The sequence below is a fragment of the Roseibium polysiphoniae genome (genome assembly GCF_014842925.1).
GTDB classification, from domain to species: Bacteria; Pseudomonadota; Alphaproteobacteria; order Rhizobiales; family Stappiaceae; genus Roseibium; species Roseibium polysiphoniae.
Genome location: NZ_JACYXJ010000003.1, coordinates 31,406 through 56,931, shown reverse-complemented (window position 1 = coordinate 56,931; position 25,526 = coordinate 31,406). Strand labels below are relative to the sequence as shown.

At 58.4% G+C, this 25,526-nt stretch carries 25 protein-coding genes; 10 read left to right on the top strand and 15 right to left on the bottom strand.

What is annotated here, in order from left to right:
• Nucleotides 1-111: 111 nt before the first annotated feature.
• The 3 genes from IG617_RS07260 to ychF all read left to right on the top strand — a co-directional run bounded on the left by IG617_RS07260 (nt 112) and on the right by ychF (nt 3,431).
• Nucleotides 112-1,140: a ribonuclease T2 family protein gene (locus IG617_RS07260; protein WP_192108584.1), complete on the top strand. Its 1,029-nt coding sequence runs from the start codon at nt 112-114 to the stop codon at nt 1,138-1,140.
• Nucleotides 1,141-1,384: 244 nt separating this feature from the next.
• Nucleotides 1,385-2,194 carry a mechanosensitive ion channel family protein gene (locus tag IG617_RS07255; RefSeq protein ID WP_192108583.1) on the top strand — a complete coding sequence of 270 codons (810 nt, stop codon included), beginning with the start codon at nt 1,385-1,387 and terminating at the stop codon, nt 2,192-2,194.
• A 136-nt stretch (nt 2,195-2,330) separates the two neighbouring features.
• On the top strand, nt 2,331-3,431 hold the full coding sequence (gene ychF, locus IG617_RS07250; RefSeq protein WP_192108582.1) for a redox-regulated ATPase YchF: 1,101 nt from the start codon (nt 2,331-2,333) through the stop codon (nt 3,429-3,431).
• Nucleotides 3,432-3,477: 46 nt separating this feature from the next.
• Here the strand turns inward: ychF and IG617_RS07245 are convergent, their stop codons facing one another.
• Nucleotides 3,478-4,023, bottom strand: coding sequence for a PilZ domain-containing protein (locus IG617_RS07245; RefSeq protein WP_192108581.1), 546 nt, complete (start codon nt 4,021-4,023; stop codon nt 3,478-3,480).
• Between the two features lie 232 nt (nt 4,024-4,255).
• Between IG617_RS07245 and IG617_RS07240 the strand changes: the two genes are divergently transcribed.
• On the top strand, nt 4,256-6,031 hold the full coding sequence (locus tag IG617_RS07240; protein WP_192108580.1) for an SLC13 family permease: 1,776 nt from the start codon (nt 4,256-4,258) through the stop codon (nt 6,029-6,031).
• Between the two features lie 17 nt (nt 6,032-6,048).
• Here IG617_RS07240 and IG617_RS07235 read toward each other — a convergent pair whose 3' ends face one another.
• Nucleotides 6,049-8,025, bottom strand: a complete 1,977-nt coding sequence (locus tag IG617_RS07235; RefSeq protein ID WP_192108579.1) for an alpha/beta fold hydrolase — start codon at nt 8,023-8,025, stop codon at nt 6,049-6,051.
• A gap of 232 nt (nt 8,026-8,257) precedes the next feature.
• Here IG617_RS07235 and IG617_RS07230 point away from each other — a divergent pair, with 232 nt between their 5' ends.
• The gene (locus tag IG617_RS07230) at nt 8,258-9,172 is read left to right on the top strand and encodes an NAD-dependent epimerase/dehydratase family protein (RefSeq protein ID WP_192108578.1); all 915 of its coding nucleotides are present in this window, start codon (nt 8,258-8,260) and stop codon (nt 9,170-9,172) included.
• Between the two features lie 57 nt (nt 9,173-9,229).
• On the opposite strand, the gene IG617_RS07225 is transcribed toward IG617_RS07230, so the two are convergent.
• On the bottom strand, nt 9,230-10,252 hold the full coding sequence (locus IG617_RS07225; RefSeq protein WP_192108577.1) for a methyltransferase: 1,023 nt from the start codon (nt 10,250-10,252) through the stop codon (nt 9,230-9,232).
• A 201-nt stretch (nt 10,253-10,453) separates the two neighbouring features.
• On the opposite strand from IG617_RS07225, the gene IG617_RS07220 reads away from it, so the two are divergent.
• Nucleotides 10,454-10,912, top strand: coding sequence for a MaoC family dehydratase (locus IG617_RS07220; protein ID WP_192108576.1), 459 nt, complete (start codon nt 10,454-10,456; stop codon nt 10,910-10,912).
• The gene (locus IG617_RS07215) at nt 10,909-11,391 is read left to right on the top strand and encodes a MaoC family dehydratase (protein WP_192108575.1); all 483 of its coding nucleotides are present in this window, start codon (nt 10,909-10,911) and stop codon (nt 11,389-11,391) included. Before IG617_RS07220 ends, IG617_RS07215 begins: the two co-directional genes overlap by 4 nt.
• On the opposite strand, the gene IG617_RS07210 is transcribed toward IG617_RS07215, so the two are convergent.
• From IG617_RS07210 to IG617_RS07200, 3 genes are all read right to left on the bottom strand, one after another.
• Nucleotides 11,388-11,867 (bottom strand): GNAT family N-acetyltransferase, encoded by a 480-nt coding sequence (locus IG617_RS07210; RefSeq protein WP_192108574.1) that lies wholly within the window; start codon nt 11,865-11,867, stop codon nt 11,388-11,390. The two genes, IG617_RS07215 and IG617_RS07210, sit on opposite strands and share 4 nt — an antisense overlap.
• A gap of 160 nt (nt 11,868-12,027) precedes the next feature.
• Nucleotides 12,028-12,684: a 5,6-dimethylbenzimidazole synthase gene (bluB, locus tag IG617_RS07205; protein WP_192108573.1), complete on the bottom strand. Its 657-nt coding sequence runs from the start codon at nt 12,682-12,684 to the stop codon at nt 12,028-12,030.
• Nucleotides 12,685-12,687: 3 nt separating this feature from the next.
• Nucleotides 12,688-13,236: an adenine phosphoribosyltransferase gene (locus IG617_RS07200; RefSeq protein WP_192108572.1), complete on the bottom strand. Its 549-nt coding sequence runs from the start codon at nt 13,234-13,236 to the stop codon at nt 12,688-12,690.
• A gap of 97 nt (nt 13,237-13,333) precedes the next feature.
• Here IG617_RS07200 and IG617_RS07195 point away from each other — a divergent pair, with 97 nt between their 5' ends.
• Nucleotides 13,334-13,534: a hypothetical protein gene (locus IG617_RS07195; protein WP_192108571.1), complete on the top strand. Its 201-nt coding sequence runs from the start codon at nt 13,334-13,336 to the stop codon at nt 13,532-13,534.
• Between the two features lie 13 nt (nt 13,535-13,547).
• Here IG617_RS07195 and IG617_RS07190 read toward each other — a convergent pair whose 3' ends face one another.
• The 8 genes from IG617_RS07190 to IG617_RS07155 all read right to left on the bottom strand — a co-directional run bounded on the left by IG617_RS07190 (nt 13,548) and on the right by IG617_RS07155 (nt 22,634).
• Nucleotides 13,548-14,423, bottom strand: a complete 876-nt coding sequence (locus IG617_RS07190; RefSeq protein ID WP_192108570.1) for an S-methyl-5'-thioadenosine phosphorylase — start codon at nt 14,421-14,423, stop codon at nt 13,548-13,550.
• Nucleotides 14,424-14,566: 143 nt separating this feature from the next.
• On the bottom strand, nt 14,567-15,406 hold the full coding sequence (locus tag IG617_RS07185; RefSeq protein WP_192108569.1) for a cytochrome c1: 840 nt from the start codon (nt 15,404-15,406) through the stop codon (nt 14,567-14,569).
• Nucleotides 15,407-15,435: 29 nt separating this feature from the next.
• Nucleotides 15,436-16,701, bottom strand: coding sequence for a cytochrome b (locus tag IG617_RS07180; protein ID WP_192108568.1), 1,266 nt, complete (start codon nt 16,699-16,701; stop codon nt 15,436-15,438).
• Nucleotides 16,702-16,725: 24 nt separating this feature from the next.
• Nucleotides 16,726-17,286: a ubiquinol-cytochrome c reductase iron-sulfur subunit gene (gene petA / locus IG617_RS07175; RefSeq protein WP_153768044.1), complete on the bottom strand. Its 561-nt coding sequence runs from the start codon at nt 17,284-17,286 to the stop codon at nt 16,726-16,728.
• 316 nt (nt 17,287-17,602) lie between these two features.
• Nucleotides 17,603-19,441, bottom strand: a complete 1,839-nt coding sequence (locus tag IG617_RS07170) for an ABC transporter ATP-binding protein (protein ID WP_192108566.1) — start codon at nt 19,439-19,441, stop codon at nt 17,603-17,605.
• The gene (locus IG617_RS07165) at nt 19,425-19,865 is read right to left on the bottom strand and encodes a hypothetical protein (protein ID WP_192108565.1); all 441 of its coding nucleotides are present in this window, start codon (nt 19,863-19,865) and stop codon (nt 19,425-19,427) included. Before IG617_RS07165 ends, IG617_RS07170 begins: the two co-directional genes overlap by 17 nt.
• Nucleotides 19,866-20,247: 382 nt before the next feature.
• Entirely contained in the window at nt 20,248-20,661 is a 414-nt protein-coding gene (locus IG617_RS07160) for a DUF2177 family protein (RefSeq protein ID WP_192108564.1), read from the bottom strand.
• Nucleotides 20,662-20,753: 92 nt separating this feature from the next.
• A complete protein-coding gene (locus IG617_RS07155) occupies nt 20,754-22,634 on the bottom strand; it encodes an ABC transporter ATP-binding protein (RefSeq protein WP_276529813.1) in 1,881 nt (626 codons plus the stop codon).
• 183 nt (nt 22,635-22,817) lie between these two features.
• Here IG617_RS07155 and IG617_RS07150 point away from each other — a divergent pair, with 183 nt between their 5' ends.
• Entirely contained in the window at nt 22,818-23,282 is a 465-nt protein-coding gene (locus tag IG617_RS07150; protein WP_192108563.1) for a tRNA (cytidine(34)-2'-O)-methyltransferase, read from the top strand.
• A gap of 62 nt (nt 23,283-23,344) precedes the next feature.
• A complete protein-coding gene (gene hemF, locus IG617_RS07145; protein WP_192108562.1) occupies nt 23,345-24,271 on the top strand; it encodes an oxygen-dependent coproporphyrinogen oxidase in 927 nt (308 codons plus the stop codon).
• A gap of 77 nt (nt 24,272-24,348) precedes the next feature.
• On the opposite strand, the gene IG617_RS07140 is transcribed toward hemF, so the two are convergent.
• Nucleotides 24,349-25,482: an HD-GYP domain-containing protein gene (locus IG617_RS07140; RefSeq protein ID WP_192108561.1), complete on the bottom strand. Its 1,134-nt coding sequence runs from the start codon at nt 25,480-25,482 to the stop codon at nt 24,349-24,351.
• Between the last annotated feature and the right edge of the window lie 44 nt (nt 25,483-25,526).

Here is a 25,526-nt window from a genome sequence, read left to right as displayed (position 1 = left end):
ACGCGCTGCACAACCCAAAGGCGCAACGGGCGCGAACGCGCGTCACAAGTTCGACACGGGCTTGCTTCATCCTTTCCCTCGGTGTTTTGACAAGATCGGGGAGGATTTCAAATGCGCTCAACGTCCATCTTTACGGCTGTGCTGGCATCGCTGCTTGCGGCTTTGCCCACGGGAGCCAATGCCTTTGAGAAGCTCGAGGGCTACTTCATCGCGCAGAAGGCTTGCGAGGCCTATCAATCCAAGAACAAGCAGACCAATCCTGGAAACCTGAAGACCACGCCATCCATGGCTTATGAAATGATCGGCATCAACAAGGCCGGAGGCGACTACTTTCAGGTCCGAATTGACGACGCTCCCGTAACCGAAGCCCGCTGGGTCAGCACCACTTGCGGTGTCCACGTGATCCGCGCCGGCACAATCACCGTTGAACCGACCGACCCGACCGGACCTTTCACACCGCCGGCAGGCGAGGAATCTCTCGACAACCTGCTGACGCTCAGCTGGCAGCCCGCCTTTTGCGAAATCCGCCCGGGCAAATCCGAGTGCGTGGACCTGAACAACGGTCTTTTGCCCCACACATCCCGTCAGCTCTCGATCCATGGCCTATGGCCGCAGCCAAAGGGCAATGACTATTGCGGCGTGCCCGCCAGCGTGAAGCGTCTCGACAACCCCGACACCTGGCATCTGCTGCCAGCGCCGGAGATTGACGCCGACACCGCAGAGGATCTCGCGGTCGCCATGCCGGGCTTTGCCAGCCATCTGCACCATCACGAGTGGATCAAACACGGCACCTGCTTCTTCGGCGCGGGCGGAGCAGACGAATACTATGACGATACGCTGCTTCTGACCGATCTCGTCAATGCCTCCGGCGTTGCGGATTTGCTCGCGGCAAATGTCGGCGAACAGATTGAAGGCAGCGACATCCGCGCGGCTTTCGATCAGGCCTTCGGTGCTGGAACGGGAGAGCGTGTCTTGATCAAATGCACATCGGACCAGGGCCGGGTTCTGATCAACGAGCTCTGGATCAGCCTGAAAGGCGAAATTTCCCCGAGCGCAGATCTGGGAGAGTTGATGCTTGCCGCCGCACCAACCAGCATGGGATGCAGCCGGGGCATCATAGATCCGGCCGGCGATCAGTAGACTTAGACGACCAGCGAATGATCCGCCGGCCACAGCTCGATATGCCGCCGGCGGATCAGTTCAACTACAGACATAAATTTCGCAGGGGATGAGAAGATCTGAGAAACCGCCTCCGCTTGCGCGGTTCTATTGCTTGCGATAACCACCGCCAGAACTATTCTCTGCGTCAGCTCAAGAAATGATGGCAACACAATTAGGTTTCGACAGGTCAATATCGGCTCGTTGAGTGCACGAAGGAAGTCTCATGGACAGCACAATCGATCAGATCGGGGTCTACACCCCTCTCCTCATCAACGTCGCCAAGGCGCTTGTCGTCCTGATCATAGGCTGGATCGTCTCCGGTTTCGTCAGCTCGATGATCCGCAAGCGGGTCAACGCAAGCCCGCGTATCGACGACACGCTCGGTTCATTCGCTGCCTCAATCGTCAAATGGCTGATCCTGCTGATCACCCTCATCGCGGTTCTTCAGCTGTTCGGCATTCAGGCAACCAGCCTTGTCGCAATCCTGGGTGCCGCCTCCCTGGCCATCGGCCTCGCCCTCCAGGGAACATTGAGCAATCTGGCCGCTGGCGTCATGCTGATCCTGTTCCGCCCCTACAAGCTGGGTCAATATGTCGACATCGACGGCACCTCGGGAACGGTCAAGGACATCAATCTCTTCGTGACCGAACTGTCGACCCCGGACAACGTCCAGATCATCCTGCCCAACGGCAAGGCCTGGGGTGCGATCATCTCGAACTACTCGACCCACCCGACACGCCGCGTCGATTTCACGTTCGGCATCGACTATTCCGATGACATCGACAAGGCGATGGGCATCATCTTGAAACTGGCCGAGGCCGACGAGCGCGTTCATGCCGACCCGAAGCCATGGGTCAAGGTGACCAATCTCGGCGACAGCTCCGTCGATCTTGGCGTACGCCTGTGGTGCACGGCCGCCGACTACTGGGACCTGAAGTTCGACATGACCAAAAAGGTCAAGGAAGCCTTCGACGCCGGCGGGGTCTCGATCCCCTACCCGCATCAGGTGGAAATTCAGAAAAAGGCGGACTGACGCGCCTTTTGATCAAGTTTGGAAGGCTGCCTCAGGGCAGTCTTCTTGCTTTCGGGCTCTGCATCTCTTGACCTTGCCACGCCCATCCGGCACATAGCGGCAACGTTACAAGCTCCACAACCGAAAGCGATCTCTCATGGGTTTCCAGTGCGGCATTGTCGGACTGCCCAATGTCGGCAAGTCCACACTCTTCAACGCGCTCACAAAGACCGCAGCTGCACAGGCGGCAAACTATCCCTTCTGCACGATCGAGCCGAACACCGGTGAAGTGGCCGTTCCTGATCCGCGCCTCGATGCAATCCGCTCCGTCGCAGGTTCCAAGGAAGTGATCCCGACCCGGATCACCTTCGTCGACATCGCCGGTCTTGTCCGCGGTGCGTCCAAGGGAGAAGGTCTGGGCAACCAGTTCCTGGCCAACATCCGTGAAGTCGACGCCATCGCACACGTTCTGCGCTGCTTTGAAGACGACGACATCACCCATGTCGAGGGCACCATTGATCCGATCGCCGATGCCGACACCGTCGAGACAGAGCTGATGGTCGCGGACATGGAAAGCCTCGAGCGCCGGATTGCGCCACTACAGAAAAAGGCGAACTCCGGCGATAAGGAAGCGAAGGCGACCGTGCCGATCATGGAAGCGGCCCTCGCTCTGCTTCAGGAAGGCAAGCCCGTCCGCACGATGAAGCTGGACGATCCGGAAGAAAAGAAGATCCTGGAGGGTCTCAACCTTCTGACATCCAAGCCTGTTCTTTACGTCTGTAACGTCGAAGAAGCATCGGCCGGGACCGGCAACGCCCTGTCCGCCAAGGTTGAAGAAAAAGCCAAGGCCGAAGGCGCAGCGTCCGTCGTGATTTCAGCGGCCATCGAAGCTGAAATCTCTCAGCTGGACAAGGAAGAGCAGGAAGAGTTCCTGGAGACCATCGGGCTTGAAGAGCCTGGCCTCGACCGGTTGATCCGCACCGGCTACGAACTGCTTGGCCTGATCACCTATTTCACGGCTGGTCCGAAGGAAACCCGTGCCTGGACGATCACCGAAGGCACCAAGGCTCCGGGAGCTGCCGGCGTGATCCATACGGATTTTGAACGTGGCTTCATCCGCGCGCAGACCATCGCCTATGACGACTACGTCTCTCTTGGTGGTGAAACGGCTGCAAAGGAAGCCGGCAAGGCGCGTGACGAAGGCAAGGAATACATCGTCAAGGACGGCGACATCCTGCTCTTCAAGTTCAACACCTAGAACCTGGATGCTGCGGGCTTCTGATGAGGCCCGCGGTTCCCCGAAGCTATTTGAGGGCGCTTGCGCCTTCCCAGTTGAGGCGCAGACCCGCCGTCAGGTCTTCTTTCCAGGCAACCTGTCCGCGCACGGGACGCTCGAAACCTTCGACATAGACAAGAAGGTCGTCCGGAAGGTGGCTCAAGTCCGCTCCCTCGACGCGGCAGCCTGAACGGCTCGCATCCGTGATCATGCAGGAGATTTCGATCTTCCGTGCCAGATCCCTGATCCTGGCCGCCACGGTCACGGGATAGCGCGGCTCGCCCCGCTTCTCCATGGAGGGTGTCACCTCCCGCTGGAAGAGGACGGTCACATAGTCCGCCTTGTGGCCGGTCACCTTGCCCCGTTGAAACTCGTCTTCTTCTTCGAGTTTCAGGGCGATGTTCTTGTTCAGAATGCCAAGTCCCTCGCCGACGAGCTTGCAGCCCCAGTCGCTGAAGTTGACAGCTTTCGTTTCCACGCATTTGAGGCTGTCCAGATCCAGTGCGAGAACTGGAATTGCATTTTCCAGCTCTTCGGCACTTGTTCGACGCGCAGTCAATTGCTCGGTAAACATGGAAACCTCGTCAAATAGCAAAAATAATCCATGTAAATATTATCTGGCTTTTGTGAAAAAATGCTTATTTCTCTCTAACCTTGCGGCACTTCGAACTGACATCTCAAAGCACGGTGAGCAGTTCACGCTTTTCAGAGGGAAAGGCAGGAAACAATAGCAGCGCCGTCATCCAAACCCGCCTATTGTCGCAGCCAATGAGGAAACACGTTTCGGCCGACTGGAGACTTCGCAGGTGACATTTGATCAAATTGCGCTTTTCACTCTTTTCGCGTTGCTCTTCACCCTCCTGATCTGGGGCCGCATCCGGTACGATCTTCTCGCCTTTTCCGCTCTCGTCATCGCGACCGTACTCGGCCTGGTCCCCACCGACAGTGTCTTTTCCGGTTTCGGTCACCCCGCTGTCGTGATCATCGCATTGGTTTTGATTGTCTCGCGCGGGCTGATGAATTCCGGTGCTGTCGAGCTCGTCGCCGGATATCTCCTGTCGAACTCGGCTGGCCTGTCCCGGCACATCGGCGTCATGTCGGTCATTGGCGCTGGCCTCTCGGCGATCATCAACAATGTCGCTGCCCTGGCGCTCTTGATGCCGCTCGATATTGAAGCGGCCCGAAAGGCCGGCAGGGCTGTCGGCCTGTCCCTCATGCCCCTCTCCTTTGCCACCATCCTGGGCGGCATGATCACATTGATCGGAACTCCGCCGAACATCGTCGTTGCCCAGTACCGTCAGGACGCGCTTGGCGAAGCCTTCTCGATGTTTTCCTTTGCGCCGGTTGGCCTGGCGGTCGCCGTCACCGGCGTTCTCTTCGTCACGCTTATTGGCTGGCGGCTTTTGCCCTCACGTGTCGCGCAGATGCCGGAAGACGATGATCCGGCATCCAGCCTTTACATTGCCGAACTGCGGGTCGGCGAAATGGCAAAGGACAGCGAAGTCACCGTCAACGACCTCTATCCAATGGCGGACGAGAAGGACATCAACATTCTGGGGCTGATCCGCCACGGGCGGCGGCTGCGCGGTTTCGCCCGCCGTGAGAAAATCATGCCCGGCGACTTCCTGGTGGTGGAAGGTGAGCCGAAGGGCATCGAAGCTTTCATGGGAGCTGCCAAACTGGATTTTGCCGGTTCGGAAAAACACAAGCCAGGTATTACCGGCGGCAGCCTTTCACTGCGCGAAGCGATCGTTCCGGACAATGCCCGCATTGCCCAACAAAGTGCCTTCAACCTCAGCCTGCTCCACCGCCACGGCGTCACGCTTCTGGGCCTGTCCCGCCAGGGCCGCCGTGTCCATGCCCGGGTACGCCACCTGAAGGTGGAGCCAGGCGATGTGCTTCTCCTGCTGGGGTCGAGCGAACGTCTTGAGGCTGCGATCAACTGGCTTGGTGTCCTGCCGCTCGAAGGCAAAAAGACCGATGTGGTTCAACGCAACAAGGCCGCGCTGGCCATTGGCGCATTCGCGCTCGCCATTGCGGCTGCCGTATCAGGTCTTGTCTACCTCCCGGTCGCCCTGGCCGCCTGTGTCATTGTCTATGGCGTCGCAGGCCTGATCAGCGGCACGGAAGTTTATGAAGCGGTGGAATGGAAAGTCATTGTGCTGCTCGGATCTCTCATTCCCCTCGGACAGGCCTTTGAAGCTTCGGGCAGCGCACAGCTGATCGCCTCAAGCATCGTGGTCCTGACAGAAGGATATCCCGTCTGGGTCGCCCTTGCCGTGCTCATGGCCGTCACCATGACCCTGTCCGATTTCCTGAACAACGTCGCAACATGCCTGATTGCGGCACCCATCGGTCTTCAGATCGCCAGGACGCTCGAGGTCAGCCCGGACCCATTCCTCATGGGTGTTGCCGTTGCCGGATCATGCGCGTTCCTGACGCCCATTGGCCACAAGAACAACACGATCATCATGGGTCCCGGCGGCTATCGCTTCGGCGACTACTGGCGCATGGGCCTGCCCTTGGAAGTGCTTGTCCTGCTGGTCTCGGTGCCTGCCATCCTGATCTTCTGGCCGCTCTAAGCGGCACCTGCCGCGCCTCAAAACCTGAGGGACATGAAGCGCAAGATCCCGAGAAAGATCAGCAGGCACAGCATGTGAATGAGCCCTCCCTGCGCGAGCCAAAGCTGCCAGAGACTTAGTTTTGCGCCGCCTGATCCGCCAGACAGCCAGGTCACAAAGTCAACGCCAAGAGTGTAGAGCAGGAAGCCACCGATCGAAAAGACAACCGCAGCGATCAGAAGCAGGAAGACAGGAGCGCCCCAGCCCAGCAGGCGGCTGTACCACGGCTGCCCCTCGACAAAGTCCTGATCATTGGCCGCTGGCCCCTTGCCGATGACAATGAAGTCGCAAATCTCGTCCCAAAGGCTTTCACGCTTTCCGGCAGAATGAGCCCCGCGCACGAATTTGCTGACACCACGTTCATCCAGCTGATAGAGCACGTCATCGTCCAGTTGCGTGATGAAACCCGTGTGCCCTGCACCGCCAAGGTCGAAGAAGTTCCGAAACCAGCGCAGGCCATTGGGAAACAGGGCGACGACCCAATCGAAGGTTGCCCGCAGGTTCAAGATCTTCTCGACCCGTCCACCGTCGACCAGCCGCTTCCAGTCATAGTCCGTGCGCACGACGCTGCCTGCGAACATGATCCGGCGAAAGCTCGAAGCCGGATAGTCCTGCAACGCCCTGGCGCAAAGATAGGTGCCGTTTGAATGTCCCATGTAGTGGAAATCGGCGGTAGGATAGGACGTGCGTGCCTCCACATACTGGTCCATGAGCCATTCCACCTTCTGCCGCCGATACCAGGGCAGCACGAAGGGAAGGATTGGGAAGTAGCCGTAGCTGGGCGTTCGCGTCACCACTGAGCGGCCTTCGGACGCGACCTCACAGGCTTCTCTTGCCGCCGCCACATCTGTCTCGGCCGAAGGCCCCGCTGCGGCGCGCGACAGCGCCTCCATCTTCTGCAGGGACTTCTGCGCTTCAGCCGCCACCTGCCGCTTGACCCGGGCCGCAATCTTCTTGGTCCAATAGCCGCGGTCGCGGATGCCGTGAATGATGAAAAGCAGATCCTTGACCCGTTCATCCCGCGGCGGGGGCAGCTCGTCGTTGAGATAGCCCCGCTCGATCCTGCGATTGTCGAGAACTTCGGTATGGTCAGTCAGAACCGCGTGTAGGATCTCGGCGCGTTTTCGGCGGATCTCGTTTTCCCCGGCGCTCGCCTTCGCATCTTCGCCCACAACCGCAATACTCGCGTGGCCGCTTGCCGGCACCTCGATCAGCCTGAAGTGATCGCCGCTGTTGGCATCTGCATAGTCGACGCTGTCATCCGGCGACACCATGTCGTCAACGGTTCCAAGCAACTGCATCACCTTCGGCTTCGGCAGCGCGCTTTCCAGGAACTGCAGCCAGCGCAGGCGCGTTTGAACGATGAAAGGCGCTCCCTTGCGAATGTCGAAGATGGTGGGTTTGCGCCCCGGCATGAGATGGCCATAGGTTGCACCAAGGCGCCAGAGCAGTTCTTGAACGCCGGATTTGGCGCCATCGATGCTCCAGCCACGGCTCATCCCGGCCACCAGCACAAGGCGGCTGACCTTTTTGGCCCAGACACACGGTTTCAGGTCAGCGAGCGGCGGCTCGACACGGGACAGAACCGTGTCAGAGGCATGAGATGGCCAATCCCGTTCCAGATCCGACGCTTCAATGAAAACGCGCCGGCCAATGACGGCCCCCATTGAGTGTCCGATGATGACGATGTCATCAAAGCCATGCGTGTCGTAAAGCGCCGAAATCTCGGCAATTTGGTCGGCCACGATCTGCGCTGCTCCGACACGGCAGAAGACGTTGGCATAGGGCATCGACGGAGCATGAATGATCGCGCCTGGATAGGCCTTTTCGACCACCTCGCAAATGCCGTCGATTGACGCCCTGCCGCTCGAATAGCCGTGATAGATGACGACAAGGCGTTGCCTTTGTCCCGGACCTTCTGCGCGCTCCCCCGCGCCATCGACTTCCTCAACCATGCTGCACCCCCATGCATAGACACAACCAATATTAGCATGGAGAAAACTTGCAAGCGAGGCTGTTGCTGCTCATCTCCCGGCGCAAGCCATCAGTGGCAACCGGTCTTCCGCTTCAGGGAGATGGACCGTCTACCTGACAGCACAGCTGTTTTTACGCCCATCCTCCCAGCGCCTCTGGCATCCCGGTTCAATTTGGTGATGATGCGCGAGGGTCAGAACGAGGAGACGAACAATGGCGACCGAACACAAGAACAAAGCAAAGCGCATCCTCTTTACCGGCGGCTCGGGCAAGGCCGGACGACACGTCGTGCCCTATCTCCTCGACGCGGGCCACAGGGTCGTGAACGTCGACCTCACTCCGCTGGATCATCCGGGCGTCGACAACCTTACAGCCGACATCACCCAGTCGGGCGAGATGTTCAACGTCATGACCAGTTACGCCAATTTCGACGAACTGGAACCGGGACATGGGGTGCCGGCCTTTGACGCTGTCGTGCATTTCGCAGCCGTGCCGCGCATCTTGATCCATCCGGACAACAAGACCTTCGCAGTCAACACGGTCGGCACCTACAATGTCATTGAGGCTGCCGTGAAGCTTGGCATCCGCAAGATCATCATCGCCTCTTCGGAGACCACCTATGGCGTCTGCTTCGCCGATGGGGTGATCGATCCGGAAGTTCTACCCGTCGAGGAAGACTATGACGTCAACCCGATGGACAGTTACGGCCTGTCGAAAGTGGTCAACGAACAGACGGCGCGCGCCTTCCAGCGGCGGTCGGGATTCGACATCTATGCCCTTCGCATCGGCAATGTGATCGAACCACATGAGTACGACCGCTTCCCCGATTTCTTCGCAAACCCGGCACAGCGCCGCCGCAACATCTTTTGCTACATCGACGCGCGGGACCTGGGTCAGATCGTTGACCTATGCCTTGCCAGGGACGGCCTCGGCTATCAGATATTCAATGCCGGCAACGACACAAATTCCGTCGACATTCCCAACACTGAAATCCTGTCACGCTTCTTCCCCGGCGTGCCTGTCAGCCGTGAACTCGGCGAGAACGAAGCGCTGTTTTCAAATCGGAAGATCAGGGAAGTGCTTGGCTTCAGCGAAAACCACAACTGGCGCAAACACGTCAAGGCGTGAGGAAACGCAGTGCGGCAGGGCAGAGGCCCGGCCGAACCGCTATATGCTCAAGTTGAATCAGGCTGGTTTGACCCCGTGGACCAGCATGGTCATGCCGGGGATCATCACGCTCACCTCAACGCCCTCGAAACCAGCGGCCTCCATGAGATCCTTCACATAGGTCGATGTGATCGAGCGCGCCTTTGGGTTGAACGCCGTGTGCTGAAGCTGCCAAAGAGCGGCCAGCTTGGGCCCTTCCCTGTCTTCATCCACCATGAAGTCATGGACGACGAACCGGCCGCCAGGCGTTAGCGTTTCCTTGGCCTTGCGGACCAGACCGGCGATCGCGTCACCAGGAACGCCGGAAAAGAGATAAGACATCAACACCACGTCGGCCTGCTCGGGCCATTGATCTTCCAGGGCATTTCCCGGCTGATAGGTGATGCGCTCGGCAAGGCCCGCTTCTGCAATGAAGCCTTCCCCAACCGCAGCCACATTGGGGAAATCAAGAATGGTTGACTTGAGCTCCGGATAAGCCTTGCACAGCGAAATGGAAAACGCGCCGGTCCCGCCGCCGACATCCAGCAATGATCTCGCCTCGGAAAGGTCCACGATCTTGGAAAGCGCACGTCCTGGTCCCAGAGACCCTGCATGCTGCGACTTGGAATACAGCTGGGCCTGCTCGGGGTCTTCGAACCACTCGGCGTAGGAAGACACCTGGTCCTCCTTCAACGAGCCGGTCAGGGCATCATTCAGCTGGGTCAGAAACGGATACATCTGCTTGTCGATCTGAAAACGGAGATAGTCTCCGAAGTCATACTTGCGGCCCTTCACGAGGAAGCCCTCGGCCGCAGGAGAATTGGCAAATCCCTCGCCATCGCGCCGGACAAGCCCCAAAACCGTCAGGGCGGTCAGAAGCGTCGTGATGCGATCGACCTCCAGCCCGGTTCGAACCGCAAGCTCTTCAGCGGTCAGTGTTTGTTCCGACAGTGCCGAAAAAAGATCAACATGGAGAGCCGCGAACAGGGCTTTGGACCCCATGAAGGCAAAGGCAATGTCGGAGATGGCTTCCGCCGTTTCGAGCGGCGTAACAGCTGACATGAAAAAGAACTCCCGGAAAAAGATTGGAAAGAAAATCCCGTTTGGAAAAACGGAACCATAGACCTCGCCATCATAGGCCGTGCCTTGCCGCAGTGCAAAATTGACAGGATGAAGGCATGAAGCACTGACGATAGAGCCAGTCGTTTCAAACCCGAAAGACGGGGCTAGCGCCAATTCTGCGGCTCAATTAGGTTGGCCCGCATGACTGCACCACTTGCCTTTGAAGACTTCACACCGGGCCAGGTTTTCGAACTCGGGAGTTATGAAGTCAGCCGCGAAGAGATCATCGAGTTTGCGAGCGCATTCGACCCTCAACCCTTTCATCTGGACGAGGAAGCCGGCGCTGCCTCCATCCTGGGCGGCCTTGCCGCTTCTGGCTGGCACACGGCGTCGATCACCATGCGCCTGCTCGCCCTTGGCGTCCTCAACAGGAGCACCTGTCAGGGCTCTCCGGGCATCGAGAAGTTGCTTTGGCGCAAACCGGTCTATGCGGGTGACGTCCTGAGCGCCCGAATGGAAATCCTGGCCGTTCGTGCGCTCCGCTCGAAGCCCGGCTTTGGCATGATCACCATGCGCCTGGAAACCACGAACCAGACAGGTGCATCGGTCATGACCTATGAGAACCCCGCCCTGTTCGGAATGCGGAGCAGCAACACATGATCCGTTACTTCGAAGATATTGCCATTGGCGATGAGATGGAACTTGGCAGCCACACGTTCGGCCGCGAGGAAATCATCCGCTTTGCCCAGAAATACGACCCGCAGCCCTATCACCTGAGCGATGCGGCGGCCGCACAGACCCACTTCGGCAAGCTTTGCGCCTCCGGGTGGCAAACGGCCGGCATCTTCATGCGTTTGCTGGTTCAAAAGAAGCAGGCGCTGGAAGCAGAGGCCAAAGCGAAGGGAGAGCCCGTCGCCCTGACCGGCCCATCTCCTGGGCTTGAAGATCTGAAATGGATCAAGCCCGTTTTCGTTGGCGACACCATCTCCTACAAGCGGATCGTGTCAGGGAAGACGGAAAGCAAGAGCCGGCCCGAATGGGGGCTGATCCATGGCGAGAACCATGGCATCAACCAGAACGACGAGCCGGTCTTCTTCTTCAAAAGCAACGTCTTCCAGCAGCGCCGCGACCGCGGCTAGAGCGCCCGCGCAAACAACACCTCGTCATGGATCGGAATGCCGTAGTCGCCGCGGGTCGGGATTTCGGGCTTTTGATCGCGTTCCCGATCAATAACGCCCTGTACAATCCGCTCCAGACGAAAACCACGGCGCTGATAGAACCGGAAAGCGTCGAGATTGTCGTTGGACGTGCGGACAGTGAGCCGCTTGATGCCAGCCTCCCGCGCATCCTTGACGACAGCATCCAGCAGCAAAGTGCCGGTGCCGGCCCAGCGGCTCAAGGAGTCCAGCGTCAGAATTTCCCATTCCTCCGCGCGCTTGATGACAGTCACCAGCCCTGCCATCTCCTCGCCCGCAATTGCCACGAATCCCGGCAGTCTAGAGGCATCCACCATCTGGTCGTCCAGCATGATGTCAGGGCTCGTCCAACGATCGGTCAGAAGCCTGCGGACCGCATCATGGTCTTCATCCTCAATGGGTCTGATTTCCACGCTCATAGCTGTTCACCTTTGTAGTCGAACCAGAGAATCGACACTTCACAACGCACAGTGGCGGAGCATAGCCAGCCAGACAGGCGTTACAAAAGCGCAAATGTCACCTACCTGGTTTCCGCTTCCTGATTAAGGCTCTGCCTCAAGCCTGCTCAATCACAAGCAGCTAGCGGTGAAACAGGCGCTCTTCCAGCGTCGTCCTGTCTTGCCAGCCAGCCCTGGAAAGCTCCGGATCCAGGTGCTCCTCTTCGGGAAAACCAAGACAGAGGTATCCGACAAATGTCCAGTTGGCCGGCACCTCCAGGTCCTCGCAGATCCGCGACGGATCGAGGATCGACACCCAGCCAAGCCCGATGCCATGAGCTCGGGCGGCCAGCCACAGGGTCTGGATCATGCCGACGACCGAATAGACAAGGGTCTCCGGCATGGTGGCGCGGCCAAGCCCATGCCCCTGTTGCGGCTCGACCTCACAAAAGACGGCCAGATGAACCGGAGCTTCCTGCAGGCCCGCCAGCTTGAGCTTGGCGTAGATCTCGGCCTGTTCGTCCGCGTAGGAATCAAGCGCTCTTGCGTTCTCAGCCTTGAAATTGTCGAGTACGCGACCGCGCGCCGCATCACTTTCCACCGAGACGATCCGCCAAGGCTGGCTGTTGCCAACAGAAGGAGCGTGATCTGCAAGGGACAACAGGTGGCCAATCAACCCCTCGGGCAGCGGCTCCGTCCGGAAACGCCTGACGTCACGCCGCCACACAAGCAGTTCTTCGAAACGCTCCTGAAAGGCCGCATCGAAGACAGGTGGCAGATCTGGCGAAAAGCCAGTCACCGGTCAATGACCGGGAAAGTCGACAAGCGTCCGCACAGGAACATCCAGTGCCTCGAGCTTAGCCCGCCCGCCAAGATCGGGCAGATCAACGATGAAGCAGGCGGCAACGATATCTGCGCCCATGGATTGCAGCAGCTTGCAGGCGGCTTCTGCCGTGCCGCCGGTTGCGATCAGGTCGTCAACAACGATGACCTTGTCGCCCGGCTTGATGGCGTCCTTGTGCATTTCCATGACATCGAGGCCATATTCGAGCGAATAGGCAATCTCCACCGTTTCGTGAGGCAACTTGCCCTTCTTCCTGATTGGAACAAAGCCTGCGGAGAGCTGATGCGCGACAGCTCCGCCCAGAATGAAGCCACGTGCTTCAATGCCGGCAATCTGTTCGACCTTGGAGCCTGCCCAAGGCTGGACTAGGGCGTCGACCGCACGGCGAAAGGCACGGGCGTTGCCGAGAAGAGTGGTGATGTCGCGAAAGATGATCCCTTCCTTGGGATAGTCCGGAATGGTCCGGATCGCATCCTTCAGTTCGTCCTGCACACTCTTGTCGCTCATAGGATGGTCTCTTTCAGATCTGATTTCTGTCTGTCACGCTGGGGGTCGGTCGCGCAATCACCTGTGCGCTTATAGCAAGCTTTGAGGGAGAACCCATATGGATCAACCAACCAAGATCGTGCTCGTCGACATCAATATTCCGTTCATCCGCCTCGTGATGATCATGATAAAATTTGCGCTGGCAGCCATACCGGCCATGATCGCCGTCTCGCTGATCATAGCCGTCCTGATGATGGCTCTAGGTGGTCTCACCGGCAGCGGAAACTTCATGTGGATGCATTCCGGCCGCCCCTACTGACGGCAAGACCGCATCAGCCCTTCAAGACCCGGCCGGCAATGGCATCCAGTTTGGAGACAAGCTCCGGATCCCGTGCTTCGGGCGCGGTCATGATCGCAAACTCCAACGCCGTGTCCGATCCGACCGGGCAGGCTTCGTGCTCACGTGGCAGGTCCCTTGCGATGCGCGCGACAAGTCGCTGCGCATTGCTGGCATTGTCATGCAGGACCTTCAGGATGGCCTGAATATCGACTTCGCCATGATCGGGGTGCCAGCTGTCATAGTCAGTGATCATGGCAACCGTCGTGTAGCAAATCTCGGCCTCGCGGGCGAGTTTGGCTTCCGGCATGTTGGTCATGCCGATCACGTCGCAGCCCCAGGACCGATAGAGATGGCTCTCCGCCAGGGACGAAAACTGAGGGCCTTCCATCGCCAGATAGGTTCCGCCACGCCGATAGCTCAGGTCCTCGGCACGGGCCGCCATTTCAACGCAATCCACCAGTTTCGGGCTCACGGGATAGGCCATCGACACGTGGGCAACACAACCCTGACCGAAGAAGCTCTTCGCGCGCGCAAAGGTCCGGTCGATGAACTGATCGACGAGCACAAAGGTGCCTGGAGCCAACTCTTCTTTCAGGGAACCGCAAGCCGACACGGAGACGAGGTCCGTCACGCCGCAGCGCTTCAGGACATCGATGTTGGCCCGGTAGTTGATGTCGGACGGCGCATAGATGTGACCTCGGCCATGACGCGGCAGAAAGACAACCTTGAGACCATCGATATAGCCGATGCGCACCTTGTCCGAGGGATCTCCCCAGGGGCTGTCGACGCCGACCCATTCCGCGTTTTCCAGTCCGGGCAGGTCATAGATCCCTGAGCCGCCGACCAAACCGAGCACCGATTTCGCCATCTATTCCCCCTTGTCGATCATCGCGAGAATTAGTCGCATTTTTGTCCGCTCTGTCAAACCGGTTTCCGGTCCTGAGCACCACTTAAAACGAAAAAGGCCGCCGGTTTCCCGGCGGCCTTTCTGCAAGACTTATTCAGCCAAGCCTAGTGCTCGACGTTGCGCCACAGATGCTTCTTGGTGAAGTACAGCAGCCCAGCGAAGACGATCAGGAAGATCATGACCCGGAAGCCCATCTTCTTGCGCGCTTCAAGGTGCGGCTCAGCGGCCCACATCATGAAAGCGGACACGTCACGAGCATACTGCTCGGTCGTCATCGGCGTATCATCGGTGTACTCGACGAGTTCATCGGAAAGCGGCGGAGCCATGCCGATGAACTGACCTGCAAGGAAGCTGTGGTTGTAGTACTGGCCCACGGGCACTTCCACGCCTTCAGGGTCTTCCTCGTACCCGGTCAGGAGCGCGTAGATATAATCCGGCCCCTGTTCCTGATACTGGGTGAAGGCGTCAAATACGAACCAGGGGAAACCCCGGTGCGCTGCACGCGCCTTGGCCAGCAGCGAGAAGTCAGGCGGATAAGCGCCACCATTCGACGCGCGAGCAGCCTGCTCGTTCGGGAACGGAGACGGGAACTTGTCCGCCAGGATCGCCGGGCGGTCGTACATGTCGCCTTCGTCGTTAGGACCATCGACGACCGTGTACTCAGCCGCAATCACCTTGGCCTGCTCTTCTGAGAAGGACGGACCGCCCTCCTCGGCAAGGTTGCGGAAGGCAACCTGACGAAGACCGTGACAGGCGGCGCAAACCTCCTGATAGACCTTGAAACCGCGCTGCAACTGACCGCGTTCGAACGTTCCGAATGGGCCTGCAAAGGACCATTGCTGACGTTCGATATGCGGACCGTCACCGGCCGCGAAGGCCGGTGCGGCAACGGCGATCGCCGCTGCAGCAGTCAATGCACGAACCATTTTGATCATGGTGCTCATTTTCGAAAAACTCCCGATCCTGTTCGCGTTCACTTGGTGTCCGGTGCGGCAACCGCACCAGCCGGTGATCCGGAGCCACCCTTCAGAACGGCTTCGGATATCGAAGCCGGCAGCGGCAGAGGCTTTTCCATAAAGCCAAGCAGCGGAAGGATGAGCAGGAAATGCGCGAAGTAATAGACCGTACAGATCTGTGAAAGGATCACGTAGACGCCCTCAGCCGGCATCGCACCCAGATATCCCAGCGCAACGGCGTTGGCTGCGAAGATCCAGAAGAACTGCTTGAACAGCGGACGATAGGATCCAGAGCGCACCTTCGACGTATCCAGCCAGGGCAGGACGAAGAGGATGGCAATAGCACCAAACATCGCCAAGACGCCGCCAAGCTTGTCCGGAACCGCGCGCAGGATCGCGTAGAACGGCAGGAAGTACCATTCGGGAACGATATGCGCCGGAGTGACCAGCGGGTTTGCCTCGATGTAGTTGTCCGGATGCCCCATGTAGTTCGGCACATAGAATGCGAACCAGGAGAAGAAGATCAGGAACACGACAATCGCGAACAGATCCTTGATCGTGTAGTACGGATGGAACGGCAGCGTGTCCTTCTTGGACTTCGGCTGAACACCCGTCGGGTTGTTGTTGCCCGTGGTGTGGAAGGCCCACACGTGCAGAATGACAACACCCAGGATCATGAACGGCAGCAGGTAGTGCAGGGAGAAGAACCTGTTCAGGGTCGGATTGTCGACCGCGAAACCACCCCACAGCCAGGTGCGGATTGCTTCACCGACCAACGGAATGGCCGAGAACAGGTTGGTGATAACCGTTGCACCCCAGAAAGACATCTGACCCCAGGGCAGAACATAGCCCATGAAGGCGGTGCCCATCATGATGAGGAAGATGATCACACCCAGGATCCAGGAGATCTCACGCGGCGCCTTGTATGATCCGTAGTAGAGACCGCGGAAAATATGAATGTACACGGCGATGAAGAACATCGATGCGCCATTTGTATGCAGGTAACGCAGCATCCAGCCGAAGTTCACATCGCGCATGATGTGCTCGACGCTGTCGAAGGCCGCGCCGGTGCTTGGCGTGTAATGCATGACCAGCACGATGCCTGTGATGATCTGAGCCATCAGCATGATGGCCAGGATCCCGCCGAAGGTCCACCAGTAGTTCAGGTTCTTGGGTGTCGGAAAGTCGACAAAGGATCCACGCACGAGCGAAATAACCGGCAAGCGGCTTTCGAGCCATTTTGCGGCAGCGCTCTGCGGTACGTAGTTAGAATGTCCAGCCATGGCTGTCTCCTCAAATTCCTGCCGTTAGCCGATCTTGATCGTCGTGTCGGACACGAATTCAAACGGCGGAATGAGCAAATTCTCGGGAGCCGGTCCCTTGCGGATACGGCCGGCGGTATCATAGTGCGACCCGTGGCAAGGGCAGAACCATCCGCCGAAGTCGCCAGAAGAGCCGAGCGGCACACAACCGAGGTGCGTACAGATGCCGACCTGAACCAGCCACTGTTCCATGCCCTCAGCCGCCCGGTTCGCGTCGGTCGCTTCAGCGCCGTCAGGCAGGTTTGAGTTTCGCGCCAGCTGATCCGGCAAATCGCCGATCGGTACGCTGGTTGCCTCATTGATCTCGGTCTCAGTGCGGTAGCGGATAAAAACCGGCTTACCGCGCCACTTGACTGTGATCGACTGCCCCTCTTCCACGGCAGAAACGTCGACCTCGATGGAGGCCAGAGCCAAAGCGGAGGCATCTGGGTTCATCTGATCGATGAACGGCCATGCCAGCGCGCCTGCGCCCACCGCGCCCATGGCGCCGGTCGCTATATAGAGGAAATCGCGGCGAGTAGGTTCCGCCGTATCCGAATGTGCCAAGGTCGCGTCCTCTCGAAACCTGTTCAACCTGTGCCGAAAAGCCCGCATCGCGTCTGCGAACCTTCTGCTTGAACAGAAGGATAGGCAGATCGAGGCGGGGCTCAACGGCGACTGGGTGCGGCAAGATCCCGCACCAGTCCAAGCGGCTCGTCTTTTTGCACCGTTCCGACGGCTTGTCCAGATCGGCAAACGCGGCAAAACGTATATGTCGCAGGGAAAAAGCGAGCCACGTCCTTTTTCTGCCCTTTTTTTAAGGGAGGATGCAACCCGCCTTTGAGGAAAACCCCCCGCACCCCGTCTTTTTGCGTAGTCTGACCTATGCGATTTTCACCGGATCCAGAAATCCGCCGGACTGATGTGCCCAGAGTTGGGCATAAAGCCCGTTTCTGGCGAGCAACTCGTCATGGCTGCCTTCCTCGATGATTCGGCCCTTGTCCATGACGATCAACCGGTCCATGGCCGCAATCGTTGACAGACGGTGCGCGATTGCAATGACTGTCTTTCCTTCCATCAGGTCGAACAGACTGTCCTGAATTGCGCTTTCGACTTCGGAATCAAGTGCTGACGTCGCTTCATCCAGGACCAGGATCGGAGCGTTCTTCAGAAGAACCCTGGCAATCGCAATACGCTGCCTCTGACCTCCCGACAGCTTCACACCCCGTTCGCCAACGTGGGCTTCAAGCCCAAGCCGTCCCGACGGATCCGACAAGCCCTGGACGAAATCGAAGGCGTGCGCCTTCCTGAGCGCAGTCTCGACCTCCTCCTGGCCAACATTCGGGCGTCCATAGGAAACGTTCTCGAAGATCGAACGGTGCAACAGAGACGTGTCCTGGCTCACCACGCCGATGTTCTCACGGATGTCGTCCTGGCGAACCTTGGCGATGTCCTGACCATCGACCAGGATGCGACCGCCTTCCAGATCGTAAAACCGCAACAGCAGGTTCACCATCGTGGACTTGCCCGCACCCGAGCGTCCGATCAGGCCGATCTTCTCGCCCGGTTTGAGTGAGAGGTTGAGGTCGTCGATCACGCCGCTCTTCTTGCCATAGTGGAAGCGGACCTTCTCGAAAGTGATCTCCCCACGCGGCACGTCGAGCGCCACAGCGTCCGGAAGGTCTGTAACGTCTCGCTCACGGGAGATCGTCGCGATGCCATCCTGAACCGTTCCGACGTTTTCAAACAGGCCAGAGACTTCCCACAAGATCCACTGAGACATCCCCTGAAGACGCAGCACCAGTCCAACCGCAATCGCCACATCGCCAATCGAGACCACCCGATATTGCCAAAGCACGATCGACAGGCCGCCAACCGAGAACAGCAGCAGCATGTTGATGGCCGTCAGGCTTATGTTCAGCATGGTGACGAGACGCATTTGCCGGAAGACGGTTCCCAGGAAAGACGTCATCGACCCGCGCGCGTAGTCCTCCTCCCGCGACGCGTGGGAGAAGAGCTTGACCGTCGCGATGTTGGTATAGGCGTCGACAACATGCCCCGTCATCAATGACCTAGCATCGGCTTGGTTTTTCGCCGTCTCGCGCAGCTTGGGAATGAAGAACCGCAAGACGACAAGATAGGCGACCAACCAGCCCAGGAACGGCGTCGCGAAAATGGGATTAGCCGAACTCACGACAAAAACCGCTGCGGTGAAATAGACCACCACGTAGACAAGGATGTCGGCGATTCGCGTCACGACTTCTCGAACAGCCAGGGCTGTCTGCATCAGTTTGTTGGCAATCCGCCCGGCGAAGTCATCCTGATAGAAAGAGATGCTCTGCCGCAGCAGATACCGATGCACGCGCCAGCGCACGGACATCGGGTAGGTCGCCATCAGACCCTGATGGAACAACAGTTGCCATGCCGATTCGACGATCGGATACACCACAAGCAGGACAACGGCCATCCCGAGAAGGGATGGCCAATTGTTCAGCAGGAAGTCACTGCGGTCTTCTTCTGAAAGCCAGTTCACCAGATCGCCCAGGAAGGTGAAGATCGTCACTTCCAGAATGGCAATCATCGCGCCGAGGGCCGACACCCAGATCAAAATCGGCCAGACAGGCTTGGTGTAGTACCAACAAAAGGCGGCAAAGCCCTTTGGCGGCACATCAAGCGGCATTTCCTTAAAGGGATCGATCAGCCGCTCAAAGCGCTCGAACATGACCCGCCTCCAGTTTCAGTTGTTCGTATCTTGCAGCTTCCTGCTCACGCCTGACCTCGTCGCTGACAGGATGTTCCCAGCGCCCTTCCCTGCCGGCAGCAAGCGCTGCGCTTGCTATGATGGAAAGAAGGGCAACAGCGACCACCAGCGTTCCCAGGAACAAGGCGCCAAGCTTTGCCATAAAGTCCGGAACCTCAGTTTGATGGCCACTGACGACGACAGCATCGATCGCAATGATCTCGCCGATGAGAATTGGAACAAACAAGACCACGGACAGAACAAAACTGGCAGCGATAAAGCCGCCAATTGCCAAAAGTGCACGCAAAAGGACTTGCGCGAAGGACCTGCGCTGTCGAGCAACAGGGAATTCAATATCAGGACCGTTCGGCACTGCGAACGGATCGAAGGGATAACGGGCCGACATAGCATCGTCTCCGAAAAGGAACTTTCGAACACCCTGACGAGACGCAACCGGACGGTTACGCAGCCGCAAGACAGCGGTTTGCTTCAAGCAAAGGGCTTTACGCAGGATTGTGATCTAAAAGGAAAACTGAGTTCGAACGCTTAGGCCAGATGCGGCAGGTGCACCACGGTCGGACGAGCGCAAATTCTAGACATATCGCACATGATACTCATCAACGCCCTCCTTCTACTGGGTTCGAAACAATGCTGCCGAAAGCAACGATCGCAAGCTACACGCCTGCGACAAAATTGCAATCACAAGCACACATGAATTGCCTTGCTGAGGACGAGGCGTTGCAAACGCGTCACACCCCGGCAGACCAGGCGCCGCCGACCAACTGGGACTATGCCAGCGTGCGCATGATCATACGCGTCAGATGAAAACCGAAAGCTGCCGCTGTGGCTGACAAGATCGTGCCCCAGGCAACGTCAACGAAAACAATCAGGAAAGGCCACCCGCGCAGAGTTGCGTAGTTGGTCATGTCGTAGGTCGCGTATGTGAAAAAGCCGAAAAGAGCGCCATAGCCAATTGCGGTGAGAACACTTTCGACCCTTAAGGCCGGGGCGACGGCGAAAATCACGATGCCGACCACATACATGATGTAGAAGCCACCTGCCGCTGCCAAATTCGGCTTGTCCATCAACAGATGCCCGATCCGATCGAAATAGAAGCGCGTGGCAATCTGAGACAACCAGACAAAGTCGATGGCCAGGAAAACGACCGCAGTTGTGGCATAGGCAACGATGTATTGCAGCATGATGGCTCCCTGATCTGTCGGCCTGTCTACGCCGCCTGCCGTGCAGCGGATCAAAAACCGCCACCACCCCCCTAAGTAACGCCGGACTGGCCTCAGGCAGTATGAAGCGCGCCTTGCCCGGAGACAGGACCGACGTCTGGAAGAAAGCCCCCTGATTGGCGAGACCAAAGCTGAAAATAAAGTCCCTCTTCCTCGTTCAGAAGTTCGGCATGGGTCCCCTGCTGAACGATCTCGCCCGCGTCCATGACAATCAGCCGGTCCATTGACGCAATGGTCGACAGACGATGCGCGATCGCAATGACCGTTTTTTCATTCATGAGCTCGGCAAGGTTCTCCTGAATGGCAGCCTCAATCTCGGAATCGAGCGCTGACGTTGCTTCGTCCAGCACCAGGACCGGCGCATCCTTCAGCAATACCCGCGCAATTGCGATGCGTTGGCGTTGACCGCCGGAGAGTTTCACACCCCGCTCTCCCACATGGGCCGCAAACCCGCGCCGGCCCTTCTTGTCCTCCAGCCCCTCGATGAACGTCATCGCGTGGGCACGCTCCGCTGCTTGCCGCATGTCCTCTTCGCTGGCATCCGGCCGGCCGTAGAGAATGTTCTCCTCGATCGAGCGATGCAGCAGCGAAGTGTCCTGGGTGACGAGGCCGATGGAACTGCGCAAGGACTGTTGGCTCACCCGCGAGATGTCCTGACCATCGATCAATATCCTTCCGGCCTCGAGATCGTAGAACCGCAGCAGCAGGTTCACGAGGGTCGTCTTGCCCGCGCCGGAAGGTCCGACGACGCCGATGCGCTCGCCCGGTTTGATCTTGAGAGACAGTTGTTCGATCACACCCTCGGCCTTGCCGTAATGAAAACGGATGTTCTCGAAAGAAACAGCCCCGTTCGGCACCTCAAGCTCCCGGGCATCTGCCGCATCAAGAACATCGATGGGCTTGACGATCAGCTCCATGCTGTCCTGAAGCGTGCCTATGTTCCGGAACAGACCGTTGAGCTGCCCCATCAAGCGGTTGAGCAACAAATTCAACCGCAGGACCAGCCCGAGGCAGAAGGCGACGTCTCCGGTGCTCACCAGGCCCTGCTGCCAGAACGACAGAGCCATCCCGGCGATGATCACAATCATCAAGCCACTGAAGCTGACCATGACGGATCGCACCGACGTCAAAGTGCGCGTAAAGACCCGAAGCCGCGAAAGAAACCCGTCATAGGTTCGCAGAACGCCCTGCTCTTCGCCTTCACGGGTGCCGAAGAGCTTAACCGTCTGGATATTGGTGTAGGTATCGACAAGGCGACCAGATACGCCGGATCCTGCATTTGCGACCTGCTTCGCCTCGGCCCGCACCTTGGGAATGAAATAGCGCGCGACAAAGGAAAACCCTATCAGCCAAACGCCGACCGCAGCCCCCAAACGCCAATCGAGTTCGCCAATCAGCAGAAGGGTCGTCAGTGCGTAGACGGCGATGTACCAGACCGTCTGCAGCAGCGAACTCATGAAGTCGCCAGCCGCCTGGCCTGCCTGCCACACCTTTGCCGAGATACGTCCCGAAAAATCCTCCTGGAAATAGGACAGGCTCTGTCTCATCACCCACTGATGTGACTGCCAGCGCACCAAGTTGAAGAACCCCGGCACGATAGATTGCTCCTCAACAAGCGCCGTCAGGATCGCCACCAGCGCCCGAACCACGAGCACGACAAAGGCCATCCCGACAAGAGTTGCGCCATGGGTCTGGAAGAAGCTTTCCCTCTCTCCGGCCTGCAAGATGTCAACGATCTGGCCGATGAAGGTGTAGATTGACGCCTCGATGCCCGCGGTCAGTCCGCCAAGAACAAGCATGGCGATGAACGGCCAGCGGGCCTGCCTGACAAAATACATCAGAAAGGCCAGCACGCCCTGCGGCGGCGGTCCCGCACTGGGGCCCGGCTTGAACGGATCGATCCACTTTTCAAACAGTCGGAATACCGGATCCAACAAACGTCTCCGCTGCAATGGGAATCAGGTCAGGGCGAGTACAAGAAACTAGAGCCCGTGGCTCAGAATTGTAATCCCCTCGCGCATGACATCTTGTAACGCGGATGATAAACAGCCGGACTTTGAAAGCCTCGTTTGCGCGCGCGTGCGATCCATGAGGCGGTCTAGATACAGCGGAGTCCGATGCCAGAAATTGCTCTCTACCAGCCGGACATTCCCCAGAACACCGGTACGATATTGAGGCTTGCCGCCTGCATGGGTGTCAAGGTTCATCTGATCGAACCGGCTGGCTTTCCTCTGTCTGACAGCGCGCTCAAACGCGCTGGCATGGACTACCTCGAACGAGCTGCCCTGACCCGGCACCTCGACTGGACCGCATTTGAAAGTTGGCGCCAAGAAGCTGACAAACGGCTTCTCCTGCTGACCACAAAGACCCAGCAGCCTTACCACGCCTTTGACTACTGCCTCGATGACATCCTGCTGCTTGGCAGGGAATCGTCGGGCGCACCTCAAACGGTTCACGACGTCGCAGACGCCCGATTGACCATTCCCATGGCCGAAGGCATGCGCTCGCTCAATGTCGCGGTTTCGGCAGGCATGGTTCTGGGCGAGGCCTTGCGGCAAACCGACGGCTTTCCTAAGCCGTAGATCTGGCATATGGCTGCAGACGCGCTCACAAAAACGGCACCGACAACACCGAGGATCTTCTCATGAACGCCCCTTCCCCAGAACAACGCGGTGGCCCGCACCCGGACGGGATCGAGGAGAAGAAGACGCTCGCGCCCACCTGGTTCACCGAACTCAGAGACAGGATCTGCGCAAGCCTCGAGGCTTTGGAAGATGAAATCGCCACTCTGGATGGCCCGCTTGCGGACCTACCTGCAGGACGCTTCGAACGCACCCCTTGGGAACGGACAGATTCCACCGGCGCAAAGGGCGGCGGCGGCGTCATGTCGATGATGCATGGCCGTGTGTTCGAGAAGGTCGGCGTGCATGTCTCAACCGTTCATGGCGAATTCTCGCCAGAGTTTCGCGGGCAGATTCCCGGCGCCGATCAGGACCCACGCTTTTGGGCATCCGGCATCAGCCTGATCGCGCATCCGCAAAACCCTCATGTGCCGGCCGTTCACATGAACACGCGTATGGTCGTGACAACCCGCCAGTGGTTTGGCGGCGGCGCGGATCTCACCCCCGTTCTCGACGCCAGACGCACCCAGGAAGATCCCGACACCCAGTCTTTTCATGCCGCCATGAAACAGGCCTGCGACGGCCATGATTGCGCTGACTACGATCACTACAAGAAATGGTGCGAGGACTATTTCTTCCTGAAGCACAGGAACGAGCCGCGCGGCGTCGGCGGCATCTTCTACGATTATCTCCATTCCGGAGACTGGGACGCAGATTTCGCGTTCACACAGGATGTCGGCAGATCATTCCTGGACATCTATCCGGCACTGGTGCGCAAGAACTTCAGCAAGCCCTGGAGTGAAGCCGAGCGTGAAGAGCAGCTCGTTCGCCGTGGCCGCTATGTGGAATACAATCTGCTGTATGACCGCGGCACGATCTTCGGTCTCAAGACAGGCGGCAATGTCGCCTCCATTCTGTCTTCAATGCCGCCCGTGGTGAAATGGCCTTAGCAGCCTGAGGCCGTTGCACACCGGCAAAACCGGGCTCTGGCACACTCAATCCAGTCCCGGCGCAGTTTGTTTCAGTCTTACGCTGAAGCCCTGCGTCCGCCGGTGATCATGCGCATGCTGTCCACGCCCTTTTTCAGCATGCCGACGTCGGCCTGAAACGCGATCGGCCGGAAGCGCCGCAGCAGGTCCTGATCGATCCGGCCCTTCATATCCAGCAGGATCGAATAGGCCTGCCGCGGACCATAGCTTTCCTTGTAGGATCTCTTTTCCGTCAATGCGGAGTAGATATCGCAAATCGTCAAGACGCGGACCAGTCGGGAGATCTGGCCGGCATCCAACCCGTCCGGATAGCCCGTCCCATCGAGATACTCGTGATGTTGGACGGCAATATCGCGGATCTGCGGCGCGATTTCCGGTCGCCGGTCCAGAATTTCCTTCGAAAAGACCGGGTGCAATTTGATCTGCGCATACTCTTCCCTGCTCAGCTCGCCGGGCTTGTCCAGAATGGAGAGAGGAATGCGGACCTTACCGAGATCATGAACAAGCGCCCCAACGCTCAAAAACGCCCTGTCCTGAGCATCAAGTTCAAGGGCGTTGGCGAAGGCTACAGCAAAACCGGTCACCATCATCGAATGGCAGAATGTATGGCTGTGATGGCTCTGCACGGCAGCGAGCCAGGCATCCAGACCATCTGTTTGAAGAGCAGTGACAACACCTTGCACGGATTCTGCAGCCGCTTTCATCGGAAGCGGGCGGTTCTTGGCAACAGCCATTGCCATCTCGTCCATGGTACTGCAAAGACCGTTCACAGCATCACGGGTCGCGTCCGGGGTCTCATCTGAGAGAGCCGGCATCGCATAATCGCCGATCAGGGTCTTGATCGTGGTGACGGCATCCTCGACGTCGCACTCCCGATCCCAAAGCTCCGAAAGGCCCAGCGCTTTCGCCTGAACCACTTCCTGGCGTCGGGTCATGGAGATACAACCAATGCGCAGTACACTAGGTACTTTTTCCAAGACCCGTTTCAGATGGCCAAGCTGTTTGCCGGACCCATCAGCAAAGTCGACAAGAACAAGTGAGCTGTTCTGAATGAGCTCGGACGATACGTCGTCGAGTTCGAGCAATTGTGCCGCGTAAAACCGCGATAGCTTTGAAAAAAGGTCTGGGCAAGCGTCCTTGCTGCCTACAACGAGTGTAATTTTCTTCATCATTGCTGCGCCGGATTTGATCTCCCAAGGCCTCTAACCTATCGGCA

Bases quoted from the DNA above. Each gene is read 5' to 3' on its own strand.
- IG617_RS07245 (WP_192108581.1), bottom strand. From the start codon at position 4,023: ATGTTTACCGAGCAATTGACTGCGCGTCGAACAAGTGCCGAAGAGCTG.
- IG617_RS07165 (WP_192108565.1), bottom strand. From the start codon at position 19,865: ATGTCGGCCCGTTATCCCTTCGATCCGTTCGCAGTGCCGAACGGTCCT.
- IG617_RS07225 (WP_192108577.1), bottom strand. From the start codon at position 10,252: ATGTCAGCTGTTACGCCGCTCGAAACGGCGGAAGCCATCTCCGACATT.
- IG617_RS07255 (WP_192108583.1), top strand. From the start codon at position 1,385: ATGGACAGCACAATCGATCAGATCGGGGTCTACACCCCTCTCCTCATC.
- IG617_RS07220 (WP_192108576.1), top strand. From the start codon at position 10,454: ATGACTGCACCACTTGCCTTTGAAGACTTCACACCGGGCCAGGTTTTC.
- IG617_RS07140 (WP_192108561.1), bottom strand. From the start codon at position 25,482: ATGATGAAGAAAATTACACTCGTTGTAGGCAGCAAGGACGCTTGCCCA.
- IG617_RS07160 (WP_192108564.1), bottom strand. From the start codon at position 20,661: ATGCTGCAATACATCGTTGCCTATGCCACAACTGCGGTCGTTTTCCTG.
- hemF (WP_192108562.1), top strand. From the start codon at position 23,345: ATGAACGCCCCTTCCCCAGAACAACGCGGTGGCCCGCACCCGGACGGG.
- IG617_RS07185 (WP_192108569.1), bottom strand. From the start codon at position 15,406: ATGAGCACCATGATCAAAATGGTTCGTGCATTGACTGCTGCAGCGGCG.
- IG617_RS07230 (WP_192108578.1), top strand. From the start codon at position 8,258: ATGGCGACCGAACACAAGAACAAAGCAAAGCGCATCCTCTTTACCGGC.
- ychF (WP_192108582.1), top strand. From the start codon at position 2,331: ATGGGTTTCCAGTGCGGCATTGTCGGACTGCCCAATGTCGGCAAGTCC.
- IG617_RS07260 (WP_192108584.1), top strand. From the start codon at position 112: ATGCGCTCAACGTCCATCTTTACGGCTGTGCTGGCATCGCTGCTTGCG.
- IG617_RS07170 (WP_192108566.1), bottom strand. From the start codon at position 19,441: ATGTTCGAGCGCTTTGAGCGGCTGATCGATCCCTTTAAGGAAATGCCG.
- IG617_RS07235 (WP_192108579.1), bottom strand. From the start codon at position 8,025: ATGGTTGAGGAAGTCGATGGCGCGGGGGAGCGCGCAGAAGGTCCGGGA.
- IG617_RS07190 (WP_192108570.1), bottom strand. From the start codon at position 14,423: ATGGCGAAATCGGTGCTCGGTTTGGTCGGCGGCTCAGGGATCTATGAC.
- IG617_RS07180 (WP_192108568.1), bottom strand. From the start codon at position 16,701: ATGGCTGGACATTCTAACTACGTACCGCAGAGCGCTGCCGCAAAATGG.
- IG617_RS07210 (WP_192108574.1), bottom strand. From the start codon at position 11,867: ATGAGCGTGGAAATCAGACCCATTGAGGATGAAGACCATGATGCGGTC.
- IG617_RS07150 (WP_192108563.1), top strand. From the start codon at position 22,818: ATGCCAGAAATTGCTCTCTACCAGCCGGACATTCCCCAGAACACCGGT.
- IG617_RS07200 (WP_192108572.1), bottom strand. From the start codon at position 13,236: ATGAGCGACAAGAGTGTGCAGGACGAACTGAAGGATGCGATCCGGACC.
- IG617_RS07215 (WP_192108575.1), top strand. From the start codon at position 10,909: ATGATCCGTTACTTCGAAGATATTGCCATTGGCGATGAGATGGAACTT.
- IG617_RS07195 (WP_192108571.1), top strand. From the start codon at position 13,334: ATGGATCAACCAACCAAGATCGTGCTCGTCGACATCAATATTCCGTTC.